Raw genomic sequence first — 13,507 nt, 5'->3', positions numbered from 1 at the left:
GGCCAGCAAATGCTGGCCTTTTTTATTAGTCCGGTGCAGATCGTCGCTGATTAAACCGGAACATACAGCCCGGCATAACCAGCCCGCTGTAAAATATCATGACACTTTTAATGCCATTTATGCATACCATATAACCAATGATTATTAGTTACATTTGTAACTATTTGTAAGACAAATGAGTGAGACTGCGCAGCGCAGATAAATTTAATAAAATGTTAATTTTTGCAGTTAAACCTTTTTCAGGAACAGCCGTTCACAAAAATACCTTTGTTAGAAAAATGAATGAAATGTGTTAGTTTACTTCTTTCAGGCACTGGATAAAAATCAAGCGCTGGCAGGCCCTGTGCCACCAGACACGAACTTTCAATAATAATCCAGGTTTGATAATAATATGAAAAAAACATCTTTTAAGTTATCTGCGCTGGCCGTGCTATGCCTGCCCGCCGCGTTCTTTACCACATCCACTATGGCAAATGACAATGAGCTGAATGATGGCCCAGCTACCCGCTTTATCATTAAGTATAAAGACACTGTTGCTGCCGATATCAGCTCCGCTTTGCCTGCCAGTGTTGGCCGGCAGATAAAGGCTGAACGTATGGCGCAAAAAGCACAGCGTTTAAGCAGCCGTGCCGGCGAAGGTATGCGTTTTGTCCGCGGTATGGGGCTGAATAAGCATGCTGTATTCCGCGCAGAACGTAAGCTGTCCGCTCAGGAAACGCAGCGTATGCTGCAACTGTTAGCTCAGGACGACGAAGTAGAGCAGGTGGAAGAAGACGTTATGTTGCAACCCACTGCTACGCCAAATGATACCAGGTACAGCGATCAATGGCACTACTATGAAGCAACCGGCGGCCTGCGTGCCCCTGCCGCCTGGGACAACGCTACCGGCCAGGGTGTGGTTGTAGCGGTGCTTGACACCGGTTACCGGCCACACGCCGATTTAAATGCCAATATTCTGCCTGGCTACGACATGATCTCCGACAGCTTTGTTGGTAACGATGGTAATGGCCGTGACAATGATGCCCGCGACCCGGGCGACTGGACCAACGCCGGTGAATGCGGCAATGGTCAGCCCACCTCATTTCGGTCATCCAGCTGGCATGGTACTCATGTTGCCGGTACTGTCGCCGCAGTCAGCAACAACAATACCGGCGTAGCTGGTGTGGCTTATAACGCGAAAGTAGTACCGGTGCGGGTGCTGGGTAAATGTGGTGGCTACACCTCAGATATTGCCGACGGTATTATTTGGGCTTCGGGCGGTACAGTTTCGGGTGTACCGGCCAATGCTAATCCGGCTCACGTGATCAATATGAGCCTGGGCGGCGGCGGCGCCTGCTCCTCTGCTACCCAAAATGCCATCAATATTGCGCGTAACAACGGCGCCGTTATTGTGATCGCTGCCGGTAACGACAATGACAATGCCAACAACTATAACCCGGGTAACTGTGCCGGCGTTGTAAACGTAGCATCAACCGGCCGTAATGGTGGCCGTGCTTACTATTCCAACTACGGCACCTCTGTTGATGTTGCCGCGCCTGGCGGCGCAATGAACTCAGCCAATGACCCTAATGGTATTCTGTCTACTTACAATACCGGCTCAACCACCCCGGGCAGTGACAGCTATGGCTACAGCCAGGGTACGTCAATGGCGGCGCCACATGTTGCCGGCGTAGCAGCACTGATTAAACAGGTAAAACCGTCCGCTACACCCAATGAAATAGAGCAGATCCTGAAAGATACGGCCCGCAGCTTCCCAGCGGCATGTTCAGGCTGTGGCACAGGCATTGTTGATGCCAACGCAGCAGTGCTGGCGGCGCAAGGTTCCGGTGGCGGCAGCGGTGCCGGCAGTACATTGACTAATCTCAGTGCCACAACCGGTAACTGGCTGCATTATACGGTAAATGTGCCATCCGGTATGGGCTCGCTGACAGTAACGATGTCTGGTGGCAGCGGTGATGCCGACCTGTACGTTCGCCGCGGTGCCCGGCCGACCACCAGCAGCTATGACTGCCGGCCTTACAACAACGGTAACAATGAAACCTGTGCCTTTAATAACCCACAGGCAGCGACCTGGCACATCAGCTTACGTGCTTACAGTACCTTTAGCGGTGTTACCCTGGTGACTCAATATCAGCCATAAGCTTCCACAATAGCAAAAGGCCGGCATAACGCCGGCCTTTTTCAGTTAACTTGTGCGCTGAGTGTTTCGCTGCGCTGCGTTTTAATACTCTGCAGTAAACACTATGGATTCAATAACCGGCTAAGCTGCGCCTGTGCTAAAGGTTCACTTTGCTCTGCCGCCTGCTGATACAGGTCACGTGCTTTCACCAGATCTTTGCTGACACCGCGGCCATATTCGTACATCCAGCCCAGATTATATTGCGCATTGGCATAGCCCTGCTCTGCCGCCTGAGCAAATAATTCTACTGCTTTTTTATCATCGGCTTTTACCTGGCGGCCGTTTTTATAAAACAAGCCCAGGGCGGTTAACGCACGTGGCACCTTTGCCGCCAGCGACTGTTGATACAGCTCCAGGGCTTTACGCTCGTCCAAACTCACGCCATAGCCTTTTTCGTACATATAACCCAAATGTGCTATCGCGCGTTGATGGTTCTGCGCTGCCGCTTTTTGATACCAGACTACTGCCTGACGGTCGTCCTGGCGTGCTCCGCGGCCGGTTTCAAAGCGCTGGCCAAGGTTAAACTGCGCGTCGGCATCGCCCTGCTCTGCCACCTTGATGTACCAAATCAGCGCTTGGGCATCGTCTTGCGGCACGCCACGACCGGCACCGTACATAAAGCCCAGATTATACTGCGCATACAGCACGCCCTGCGTTGCAGCCAAGCGGTACCATTTCACCGCTTCAGCATCATTTTGAGCCACTCCGGTGCCGTTGGCCAGCCGCAGTCCGGTCAGATACTGTGCTTCGGCATGGCCCTGCTTCGCCGCCTGTAAAAACCAGTTAAAGGCCGCGGTTTCATTTACCGCCACGCCCTGACCCGCGCTTAACATTTGGCCCAACCTGAATTGCGCCTCCGCATTACCGGCTTTGGCTGCCTGCTGAAATAACTGCATGCCGCGGGCGGCGTCGGCTTTAACACCGCGGCCCTCAGTAACGTGCTGCGCCAGATAAAAGCATGCCGCCATATCCTCTGCGCTACAGGCTTGTTGCAGCAGCTCTGTGGCCTTGCTGTCGTTATTGCGCACGCCACGACCGAGCGAATAACTGATACCGGTTTCGCGCTGTGCTTCCACTACGCCCTGGGTTGCGGCGCGGCTGAATAACTCAAAAGCGCGGCTTTCGTTCTTCGCTACGCCCAAGCCCTGTAAATAGAATTGTGCCAGTTGAAATGCCGCGCGGCTGTGGTTTTGTGCCAGTGCCCGCTGATACCAGGCTATGGCTTTGTTTACATCGGCTTTAGCGCCTCGCCCGTCCTGATAACGCCCGGCTACAATAAACTGCGCGTCAACATCACCCTGCTGCGCCGAGCGTTCGTACCAGAGTAAGGCGCTGGCTTCATCTTGCGTAACACCACGGCCGTTGGCATACATAAAGCCCAGGTTGTATTGTGCCAGGCTGTATTGTTGCTCTGCCGCCTTTTGATACCAATACACCGCCAGCGCATCATCCTGCGCCACGCCTTTGCCATTGGCATGCGCCACCGCTAAATGATACTGCGCCTGCGCCATGCCCTGCTCTGCCGCGGCGCTAAACCAACGAGCCGCGGCCAATTGATCACTATTGATACCATAACCATTGGCATAAATAGCCGCCAAATTAAATTGCGCCTCAGCCTGGCCGGACTCTGCCAGCGGGTACCAGTGGCTGAATGCTTCAGCATAATTTTGCCGCTCGAAGGCACGTAAGCCACTGTCAAAGCGGGCATCGGCAAGGGCTTTTACCGGCAATTCCGGCCCGGCAGCTTTTTGCACCGTGCGCTGCACCGCTGTTGTTTTTGGTGCAGCGGCAACGGTAACGGTGGCAACAGGTGGTGGCGCACTTAAGCTAGCGGTTGACGCTGCTGTTGCTACCGGAACTGCTGCCGCGGCTGCGGCGTCAGCAGCCTGCTGTTGCGCTTTTAACTGTGTTAAGCCATTAGCAATATCGCGCTGCGCCCTGGCGGATTCAGCAAAATCGGTGCTGGCAGAGGCTGCTTGCTCCAGCCAATAAGCAGCCTGCAATGCATCCTGTTCAACGCCATGCCCGAGGGAGTACAATTTTGCCAGCTCAAACTGAGCTGTAGCATTACCATCCAGCGCCAGGCTTTGCCACAACTCTGCGGCTTTAGCATGATCACCTTGCTGGTACGCCGCTTTTGCCGCGGCAATTTTTTGTTGCGGTTCTGCCGACAGCATACAGCTGACTGCCATTAAGCTTATTATTATTTTGTTTAGCCGCATAGATGCCCCCTTTCACTGACAGTTGTTATATCAAAGAAAGTGACTTACACCAAGGGCGAAACAGAGATAAAAAGTGAACTCAGGGTGAACAAAAGGCCAAAAACCGCGATAGATTGCCATTTTTAACCGGTAAATTGCTGATTATAACCTTGCAGCAGCGCCTGCCAGTCTTGCTGCTGCCAACTAAAACCGGGGTGCAAAGCCTGCTCTTTTTGCAATGAGCGCTGTAAGCGTGCCAGATTCTGCTGCATCCAATTGCCCGGTGCCCGTACTGCACATTTATCAAAATCAATCAGCCAGATCTGATCTGCACTATCGAGCAAAATATTGTGGCAATTTAAGTCGGAGTGATACACCCCCTGCTGATGAAACCGCGCGATAACCGCGCCTACCTGCTGCCACTGCGATAAGCTGAGCGCTGTGCCGGCGGTCAGTATAGTCGCCAGATCCTGACTGCCGGCAATCAGCGCTATCATAATATCGGCACGATAACCCAACCCGCGGCGCACGTATTGCGCGGCTAACGGCTGCGGCACCGGCAAGCCGCAGCGGCGCATATAACGCAGCAGGTTAAACTCCTGCATGGCACGGCTGGCCAACACACGTTGATAACTAAAGTTATCCTTTACCAACTTGCCGATTAAGCCGCCGCGATAGTAATGCCGCATTACCAAAGCCATGCCGTTATGGCGGATAAACCAGGCAATATTACGCCCGCGTGACTGGCCGATAACCGCCTGCTGCTGTTGCCAATGCGCCGCGTTAAAGCTTAACTCGTCCGGTTGCTGAAATACCTGAGCGTCATACCACTGCACAATGCTGCCAGCTTGGCGGATACGAAAATGACCGCTGTCAGCACCTAAATAGTCGCAGATCAGCCGGCTCATGCGTGCACAAGCCCCGCCGTGGCGTTGATACAACGCCAGCGCTTTGGCTCCCTGCTCTGCGGCTTGCTGCGGCTGTCGCAGCAGCTGCGCCGTGCTGCTTACCAAGCCGGCGCAATCGCTAACCCAATTAACTGCGCCGGCTTGCTCAAGCCACTGGTAAGCCTGAGCAAAGTTAAACACATGCGGCCCGGTTTGCAGCGGTTTGGCAAAAAGCATCGCTTCCAGCGGATTGTGCCCGCCACGTTCAATTAAGCTACCACCGATAAACACCACATCTGCCAGTTGATACCACGCCAGCAGCTCACCCATACTGTCGGCCAGCAAGACTTGAGTCGCGGCTGTTACCGCACGCTGCTCACTGCGCCGCAGCTTATTTAATCCGGTATCCGATAACAACTGCGCCACCGCATCAAAACGCTCCGGATGGCGCGGTACCAGAATCAGCAGTAAGTCAGGAAACTCCGCACTTAACTGCTGATAGGCGCTGATTAACAGCTCATCCTCACCGGCATGAGTGCTGCCGGCTACCCACACTTTGCGCCCGCTCAGTTGTGGCCGGAACTGTGCCACCAGGCTGTTGGTATGCGCCGGCACGGCCATATCGTATTTTAAATTACCGCACACACTAAGCTGTGCCTTGCAGCCCAGCGCCTTAAAACGCCGCGCCGTTGCGCTGTCTTGCGCTAATAACACACTGATATTGTCCAGCGCCAGGCGGCTGAACGCGTAATAGCGGCGGTAGCCACGGGCAGAGCGCGCCGACAACCGCGCGTTCACTACTATGGTGGGGATAAGAGCCCGGCGGCATTGCTGCAGTAAATTTGGCCACAGCTCAGTTTCCAGCACGATAACCGCCTGCGGTTGCAGTTTATGTAAAAAACGCTGCACAGCGCCGGGCGTATCCAGCGGTAAGTAGCAGTGATACACGCTGTCGGCAAAAGTGCTGACAATACGTGCCGAGCCGGTTGGTGTAGTGCAGGTTATGGTAAGAGTTAACTGTGGATATTGCTGTTGCAGCGCTTTAATCAGCGGCGTGGCGGCGACCACTTCGCCTACCGATACCGCATGCACCACTATGCCGCCCACTGCAGCAGCGGGTACCTGCTGCAGAGCAAAACGTTCGGTCATACGCGCACGGTACGCCGGGTCCTTGCGGGAGCGCAGCAAAAAATATAGCGACAATACCGGCGTTAGCAGCAATAATATTGCAGAGTACAACAATTTATTTACCCACATCAACAATATACCAGAGTACATCAATCCACTTACTCCGTAACAGGTAACAACTGATGCCAACTTTGTTCACTGTATGGTTTTTTGCTATTAAGCGTCCTTCCGGCAAGTACTTTCTCATAACACTGTTGATATGCTGTCGCCATCGTCAGGTGGTCGAATCGGGTTTTCGCATAATAATGGCAAGCTTCACGATCATACTTATGAATATCCGCCATTGCGACTGCGAGCTCATTGTAATTTGCTGACAGAAAACCAAACTCAGGTTGAGTGACAATTTCAGGAATTGCACCATACGGAGTTGCAAACACCGGCGCGCCTAAATATAAAGACTCAATAATGGCCAAGCCAAAAGGCTCGTGCCAGCGAACCGGGAAAATCAGCCCCTGAGAATTACGCACCAGCTGGTTTTTATGCTGACCACCTACCATGCCATGAAAGCGTAAATGCAGATCAGGATGAAAATAAAAACCGCGGCTACTAAGACTAAAACGTACGCCACCTAATACATGCAATTTGGCACCGGCTTGTTTTGACACAGCCACAGCACCAGAGAGATTCTTAATAGGCCATTTAGCTTTGCCTAAGAAATGGAAATAGTTCTGTGTTTTGCCCAGATTAGGCTGACCATATTCAGTCCAGTCCAAACCGTTATGTATAAAACATTCAGCATTGTGATTTACGGCATGGCGCGCGCTTAAAAACACTGTGTTTTGACCGTAACTACGAGCCCCTTCGGCATTGCCATGCTCAGTACTAATATAGGGAACATCCAATTCACCATTAAAAGGTTGGTGAAAATGTACTATGTCAGGCCAGTTGCCTATCTGCTCCCGCATAGATTTAGTTGCATCATAGCGGGTTGCATTTTTGGGCAACTCCGGAGCATTGCCCCACAATAAGCGCACTTCATGCCCGGCTGCCTGCTGAGCCATTAGTAAGCCCCAGACAATACGCTCAGTACCACCATAGTCTTTCGGAGGTAAAGACAAGCGGCTAACCATTACATGCAATATTTTCATTCAAAGAGTTCCATAGCGTTCACTGGCTACTGCTAACACAGCAGGCGAGCATGAAGGGTTATCTGTCCACTTATTTAGCTTTTGCATCAGCCACCATAGTGGCTAAAGCGGCATATTTATGAAAAGCGTACTGGCCAAGCACTATGGCCATTAATAAACCACGCCAGCCGTCAAGGAAACCTAAACGCAGCACATACTGCTGAGTAAAGTCGGTGAAAAACCGCAAAATCGCATAACTCAAACCAGCTTTTTTGCCGCGGGAAAATTTATCTTCAGCACCTAAACAAGCGTATTTAATATGCTTTTCCTGACAATGCTGATAACTGCGCCAGCTGTGGTGAATAATAGCCGACTTTAGTACCCGCACTTTCTCGTAAGGTAGTAACAAAGTTTCATGCACCTGACGGTCTTTAAAACTGGCACCGGTTTTTAAAAACAATTTGCCCTGTGGTGTGGAATAACGGCCATGTTTTAACAACTTGCCAAAAAAGTATGTATGCCATGGCATTTTGATAAAGTTGGCGTCCAGATCAGGCTCTGCCAATACCTGATCAATTTCCACTTTCAGTTCAGGTGTCAGCACTTCGTCGGCATCTATGCTCAGCACCCAGTCGTGTTCGCACCAGGCCAAAGCACGGTTACGCTGTGGGCCAAAACCGGGCCAGTCGGTTTGATATACTTTGTCGGCGTACTTTTGTGCTATTTCTACCGTTCTGTCTTTACTGCCTGAGTCGACCACGATCAGTTGATCGACCCAGCCACAGAGCGATTGTAAACAGGCCTCAATGCGGTCTTCTTCATTGCAGGAAATGACAAAACAGGAAATTTTACGGCTACGCATGCTCAAACCTCTTCCTGTTTGGCGGGAGTAAACTGTACCTGCGACACATCGCCTGACAGATGCTTGTTACGGATAGATTTCAGCTGGAAACGGTATTTCAGGTTACGCCAGAACGACGTCCCCCCTTTGCGGGTGCCGCCACTCATTTTATCAATTTCACTTTCAAAACGGCTGGCCGACCATAAACGATAAGGCAAGATTGAATACACCGTCAGGTTCAGCTCCGGGTAAAATTGTAAATCGACATCCACGGGGCGAAAAATTTTCGGCCGGCTGAGCAGCTTTTTCGCGCCTTCCAGCGTCAGGGCATAAGCCGTGGTGCAGTTCGGTACTTTGGCAAAGTTAACCAATTGATAACCATCACCCAGATCTTTTTTCTGCTCGCCCTGGCCTGCTCTGTCATCGGCCAGTTTAATCATATCCCAATGCTTTAATTGGGTAATTTTTTCCAGCACGGTCAGAAATTCAGGTTCAAGGTCAATGTCGTCTTCCAGAATAAAAGCCATGGCGACGTTTTCATCGACCATACGTTGCCATAAAGTTCTGTGGCTTAAATAACAGCCAATTTCGCCAGGCGACAAAGGCCGGCGGAATTTTTTCTGGTTAAGAGCAGGATCATAACAGGCTGTTACTTCAACCGGGCTAAGGTTTTTACCATAAACGGCACTAAAGCGTTCAGCATCCAGTCCCAGCTTATGTAGCTGCTTTTTAGCAGACTCATAACGCTCAGGGTTAGAATCCAGATTAATTAACCAGATTGGGTATCCAGCATACTGTCCCATGTATTTCTTCCACTTAACTCTAAATATGGCCTGATTTTACCTAAAAAATGCAGTTTTACCTAACAGGTAACTTTCGCTGTACTAACTTTTCTAAACAACTGTTCTTTAATGTGCTCAAAAGAATTTAAGGATCAACTGAGAATTAGTTTTGTCAGAATTGGCAGGAACACAACTCCCATGCAGGGATACGGGAGATCTGTAAGCTCGTTGCTGTAGGTTTTATATTACAGGACTTCGCTTGTGGATAACGCCGCCCCGTTTCCGGGTGCGGCAATGGCTTACAGCGGGTGTGGCAGAGTTAGGATCAGTTATTTAGTCGGAGGTGTGTGAGCCTTTACAGGCGTTATTCAATGATATCCCCCCTAAAATGAGTAACACCACTGTCTCTTACCTAACGGATAAATTTTTATAGTCAATATTTATGTTGAAACTGACGGCCAACACTTACCAAGTATTTTAACCGCTTTAGGTCCAAGCAAGAACTCTACTACCATGGTGCTTACCACCTATCAATTACGCCTCTGTAAACTGTTTAAGACGCCCATACCAGAGTCTAGAGTCAAATAGATAAACCTAAACATCAATTGAGAGTAAAAAGTTCTTTTGCAATAAGCAAGATCCGTTAAAATGCCTTTATTCACAGAGCTAAGCTGGGCCTTATATGTCAGATTTAGAACAGAGTTTTTTACAGAGTTTGAAACGTCACCGTGATGCCTTTGCCGCAGTCGAAGCCTATCATGAGGGAGCAATGCAGCTATTAGAAGCGGTGCAGAACTGTTTAGCACAAGGCGGCAAGGTAGTATGGATGGGTAACGGTGGCAGCGCTGCCGACAGCCAGCATTTAGCCGCTGAGTTTATGGTGCGTTACAAAGCCGAACGTGGCCCGCTGGCCTCTATTGCGTTAACCACCGACACCTCCATCCTGACAGCCCACGCCAACGATTACCATTTTGACAGTGTATTTGAGCGTCAGGTGTTCGGTTTAGTGCGGCCACAAGATGTGGTGATTGGTTTAACCACGTCAGGCAAAAGTCCCAATATCAATTTAGCCTTAAAAGCCGCCAATGAATTGGGCGCTTTTACGGTAGCACTGACAGGCCGTGACGGTGGTTTAGTGAAAGACATCGCCAAAATGTCTATTATTGTTAAAAATGACGAAACCGCCCGTATTCAGGAAGTGCATATGTTTATTGGCCATTGGCTCTGTGAAGCGTTAGACATGGCTATGGTAGGGAATAATTAATGATAGATCTGAGCCTGCTGCAGAATCTGTCTTCTGCTTCTGTATTAGTTGTGGGTGATGTAATGCTGGACCGCTATTTTAATGGCGATTCGCAGCGTATATCGCCTGAAGCTCCTGTACCTGTGGTGAAAATCAGTAAAATAGAAGACAAAGCTGGTGGAGCGGCTAACGTGGCGCGTAATATTGCCCACCTGGACGGCAAAGCAGGCTTATTAGGTATTATTGGTAACGACAGTGCCGGCGAGTCGTTGCAACAATTGCTGGCGGGTGAACAAATTCATTCCGAACTGTTCAGCCAAAACAATAAACCTACCATAGCCAAAATGCGTGTGGTTTCGCGCCAGCAACAAATAGTCCGGCTGGATCAGGAAGAAATGTTCAGCGCCGAAGATTCCGCTTCGCTGGCCGAACGTTTTGCTGCTGTATATCAGAGCTACGATGTGATCCTGTTCAGTGATTATAATAAAGGCTCGTTGCAGCAGATATCCAGCATGATCAAACTCGCCAAAGCAGCAGGAAAAACGGTGTTGGTTGACCCAAAACAACCCGATTTATCGATGTATGCCGGTGCTGATGTGATCACGCCAAATTTAGCTGAATTTAAAACTGCAGGTGGCAAAACTGGCTCCGTGGAAGAGATGTTGAGTTCAGCCCGCGAGCTGATGCAAAAATCGGGGGTAGCTGCTATTTTGTTGACCCGCAGTGAACAAGGTATGAGCCTTATCACCTTCAGCGACCATTTTCACTTCCCGGCTCAGGTACTGGAAGTCAGTGATGTGACGGGTGCCGGCGATACCGTCATCGCCACGCTGGCGGTGATGTTAAGCGCCGGTATGTCGCTGCATGATGCCACTCAACTGGCTAATTTAGCAGCAGGCATAGTGGTAGGCAAAGTAGGTGCCGCTACGGTTTCACCGGAAGAGCTGGCAGCTAAGCTGAATAAAGATTTATTCCGCCAGGGCGATTTTTACCAGACCCCTTTTAACAAAGTACTGCAGCATATAAAGTTTGCCCGGCAAAACGGCGAGCGTATTGTCTTTACCAATGGCTGCTTTGATATTTTACACGCCGGCCATGTGCGTTATTTAGCGCAGGCCAAAGCTTTGGGTGACCGCCTGGTGGTTGGCCTGAATTCCGATGCTTCAGTGCGCCGGTTAAAAGGCGAACAGCGCCCTATCAATACTTTGGAAGATCGCGCCACAGTGCTGGCCAGTTTAGCCAGCGTCGACTGGGTGGTGCCTTTTGGCGATGACGCAGACGAAAACGATACCCCACTCAAACTTATCAGCACCATCTTGCCTGATGTATTAGTAAAAGGCGGCGACTACAGCATTGCAACTATAGTAGGCGCCGATGTGGTCATAGCCAACGGCGGTGAAGTGCAGGTGCTGACCTTTGTTGATGGCCGCTCCACCAGCAAAGTAATACGCAAAATTCAGGACTTGCAGGGAAATAACTGATTTGTCGCTGCCCATAACATCTATTTGTATTCTGCGTTTATCTGCTATTGGCGATGTCTGTAATGCCGTCTTTGTAGTTCAATCTATTCAGCGTCAGCATCCACAAGCCCGGATCACCTGGATTATCGGCAAAGTGGAAGCCCGTTTGCTGGAAGGTTTGCCCGGTGTACGTTTTGTGGTGTTTGATAAAAAGCTGGGCAAAGCCGCTTATAGCCAGCTAAAGCAGGATTTAAAACACGACTATTTTGATGTGCTGCTGCATATGCAGGTGGCCTTGCGCGCTAACGTCGCCTCTTTGTGGATCAAGGCGCGCAAAAAAATTGGTTTCGACTGGCACACCGCCAAAGAGCTGCATGCGCTTTTTATGCGTCACCGTATAGCTCCCGCACCACGCAGCCATGTGCTGGATGGCTTTCGCCAGTTTGCCAAAGCTATTGGGGTATCAGAGCAAGCACTTGGCAATACCCCTACCTGGCAACTGCCCATTCCGCAAGCAGACGAGTTATGGGCAAAACAGCAGTTAGCAGCCACTGGCAATTCACGCGTTTTGATTATCAGCCCTGCTGCTTCTAAAGCTGAGCGTAATTGGTTACCAGAGCGTTATGCGGCTTTGGCCGATTATGCGAATACTAAAGGCTTTGCGGTAGTTTTGTGTGGTGGCCCCACCGAGCTGGAACGCACTTTAAGCCAGGCTATTCTGGCATCAGCACAGCATCCCATCACAGACCTGACAGGCAAAACCAGTTTAAAACAGCTGCTGGCGCTGTTAAAACACGCCAGTTTAGTGCTGGCACCAGATACAGGCCCTACTCATATGGCGGTGGCTGTTGGTACGCCGGTGATTGGGCTTTATGGCCATAGTAACCCGGATCGCACCGGGCCTTATTTATTCCGTCAGTATGTGGTGGAGGTGTATCACCAATCATTGCTGGAGCAACGAGGCAAAACAGCAGCAGAGCTAAAATGGGGGACCCGGGTGAAAGGTAGCGATATTATGCAAAAAATCACTGTGGCCCAGGTCACGGCTATGTTTGACAAAGTAGTAGCAGAGCAACAGTTATGAGCCTGTCCGGTATACGCAAAGCCGCCTTTTTAGATCGCGATGGGGTGATTAATATCGACCATGGCTATGTCAGCCAGCCGGAGCAATTTGAGTTTATTGATGGTGTATTTGACGCCTGCCGCCATATACAGCAGCAGGGTTATTTACTGATAGTGGTAACCAACCAGTCAGGCATAGGCCGCGGTTATTACAACGAGCAGCAGTTTCATAATTTAACCGACTGGATGAAGGCACAGTTTCAGTCGCATGGCGTCACTATCACTGACGTGTTTTTCTGCCCGCACCATCCGGTTAAGGCTAACCCGCCTTATCAAATCGACTGCGATTGCCGCAAACCCGCCCCTGGCATGTTGCTGCAAGCAATAAACAAGCACAAGCTAGACCCGGGCCAAAGCCTGATGTTGGGCGATAAAAAAGCCGATATGCAGGCGGCAAAAGCTGCCGGAGTTAAGCGTAAAGTACTGGTGTTATCCGGCCAGAGCCTGACAGAAGAAGATAAGGCCAGCGCAGATGAAGTCTGGCCTTCGGTGAAAACTGCCCTGACAGCAGTGTAACGCTTCCCCTCAGTGCAGCTT

10 protein-coding genes are annotated in these 13,507 nt (G+C 50.6%); 5 read left to right on the top strand and 5 right to left on the bottom strand.

What is annotated here, in order from left to right; genetic code table 11:
- Nucleotides 1-391 precede the first annotated feature (391 nt).
- On the top strand, nt 392-2,140 hold the full coding sequence (locus tag ACTZWV_RS03130) for a S8 family peptidase (RefSeq protein WP_444785134.1): 1,749 nt from the start codon (nt 392-394) through the stop codon (nt 2,138-2,140).
- A 101-nt stretch (nt 2,141-2,241) separates the two neighbouring features.
- Here ACTZWV_RS03130 and ACTZWV_RS03125 read toward each other — a convergent pair whose 3' ends face one another.
- The 5 genes from ACTZWV_RS03125 to ACTZWV_RS03105 form a co-directional block, all read right to left on the bottom strand.
- Nucleotides 2,242-4,356, bottom strand: a complete 2,115-nt coding sequence (locus ACTZWV_RS03125; RefSeq protein ID WP_444785133.1) for an SEL1-like repeat protein — start codon at nt 4,354-4,356, stop codon at nt 2,242-2,244.
- Nucleotides 4,357-4,523: 167 nt separating this feature from the next.
- Nucleotides 4,524-6,524 carry a lipid IV(A) 3-deoxy-D-manno-octulosonic acid transferase gene (gene waaA / locus ACTZWV_RS03120; RefSeq protein ID WP_444785132.1) on the bottom strand — a complete coding sequence of 667 codons (2,001 nt, stop codon included), beginning with the start codon at nt 6,522-6,524 and terminating at the stop codon, nt 4,524-4,526.
- A 29-nt stretch (nt 6,525-6,553) separates the two neighbouring features.
- Nucleotides 6,554-7,543: a glycosyltransferase gene (locus ACTZWV_RS03115; RefSeq protein ID WP_444785131.1), complete on the bottom strand. Its 990-nt coding sequence runs from the start codon at nt 7,541-7,543 to the stop codon at nt 6,554-6,556.
- 70 nt (nt 7,544-7,613) lie between these two features.
- On the bottom strand, nt 7,614-8,384 hold the full coding sequence (locus ACTZWV_RS03110; RefSeq protein ID WP_444785130.1) for a glycosyltransferase family 2 protein: 771 nt from the start codon (nt 8,382-8,384) through the stop codon (nt 7,614-7,616).
- A gap of 2 nt (nt 8,385-8,386) precedes the next feature.
- A complete protein-coding gene (locus tag ACTZWV_RS03105; protein WP_444785129.1) occupies nt 8,387-9,166 on the bottom strand; it encodes a glycosyltransferase family 25 protein in 780 nt (259 codons plus the stop codon).
- A gap of 661 nt (nt 9,167-9,827) precedes the next feature.
- Between ACTZWV_RS03105 and ACTZWV_RS03100 the strand changes: the two genes are divergently transcribed.
- The 4 genes from ACTZWV_RS03100 to gmhB are packed head-to-tail and all read left to right on the top strand — an operon-like array spanning nt 9,828 to nt 13,486.
- Nucleotides 9,828-10,409: a D-sedoheptulose-7-phosphate isomerase gene (locus ACTZWV_RS03100; protein WP_444785128.1), complete on the top strand. Its 582-nt coding sequence runs from the start codon at nt 9,828-9,830 to the stop codon at nt 10,407-10,409.
- Entirely contained in the window at nt 10,409-11,869 is a 1,461-nt protein-coding gene (hldE, locus tag ACTZWV_RS03095) for a bifunctional D-glycero-beta-D-manno-heptose-7-phosphate kinase/D-glycero-beta-D-manno-heptose 1-phosphate adenylyltransferase HldE (protein ID WP_444785127.1), read from the top strand. The genes ACTZWV_RS03100 and hldE overlap by 1 nt, the downstream gene beginning before the upstream one ends.
- A gap of 1 nt (nt 11,870) precedes the next feature.
- Nucleotides 11,871-12,932, top strand: coding sequence for a glycosyltransferase family 9 protein (locus tag ACTZWV_RS03090; RefSeq protein ID WP_444785126.1), 1,062 nt, complete (start codon nt 11,871-11,873; stop codon nt 12,930-12,932).
- Nucleotides 12,929-13,486: a D-glycero-beta-D-manno-heptose 1,7-bisphosphate 7-phosphatase gene (gene gmhB / locus ACTZWV_RS03085; protein ID WP_444785125.1), complete on the top strand. Its 558-nt coding sequence runs from the start codon at nt 12,929-12,931 to the stop codon at nt 13,484-13,486. The genes ACTZWV_RS03090 and gmhB overlap by 4 nt, the downstream gene beginning before the upstream one ends.
- Nucleotides 13,487-13,507: the final 21 nt, after the last annotated feature.

The organism is Rheinheimera sp. NSM (assembly GCF_052380015.1).
Taxonomy (GTDB): Bacteria; Pseudomonadota; Gammaproteobacteria; order Enterobacterales; family Alteromonadaceae; genus Alishewanella.
This window is presented reverse-complemented; position numbering and strand designations above follow the sequence as displayed.

Bases quoted from the DNA above. Each gene is read 5' to 3' on its own strand.
- ACTZWV_RS03130 (WP_444785134.1), top strand. From the start codon at position 392: ATGAAAAAAACATCTTTTAAGTTATCTGCGCTGGCCGTGCTATGCCTG.
- ACTZWV_RS03125 (WP_444785133.1), bottom strand. From the start codon at position 4,356: ATGCTGTCGGCAGAACCGCAACAAAAAATTGCCGCGGCAAAAGCGGCG.
- waaA (WP_444785132.1), bottom strand. From the start codon at position 6,524: ATGTGGGTAAATAAATTGTTGTACTCTGCAATATTATTGCTGCTAACG.
- ACTZWV_RS03115 (WP_444785131.1), bottom strand. From the start codon at position 7,543: ATGAAAATATTGCATGTAATGGTTAGCCGCTTGTCTTTACCTCCGAAA.
- ACTZWV_RS03110 (WP_444785130.1), bottom strand. From the start codon at position 8,384: ATGCGTAGCCGTAAAATTTCCTGTTTTGTCATTTCCTGCAATGAAGAA.
- ACTZWV_RS03105 (WP_444785129.1), bottom strand. From the start codon at position 9,166: ATGGGACAGTATGCTGGATACCCAATCTGGTTAATTAATCTGGATTCT.
- ACTZWV_RS03100 (WP_444785128.1), top strand. From the start codon at position 9,828: ATGTCAGATTTAGAACAGAGTTTTTTACAGAGTTTGAAACGTCACCGT.
- hldE (WP_444785127.1), top strand. From the start codon at position 10,409: ATGATAGATCTGAGCCTGCTGCAGAATCTGTCTTCTGCTTCTGTATTA.
- gmhB (WP_444785125.1), top strand. From the start codon at position 12,929: ATGAGCCTGTCCGGTATACGCAAAGCCGCCTTTTTAGATCGCGATGGG.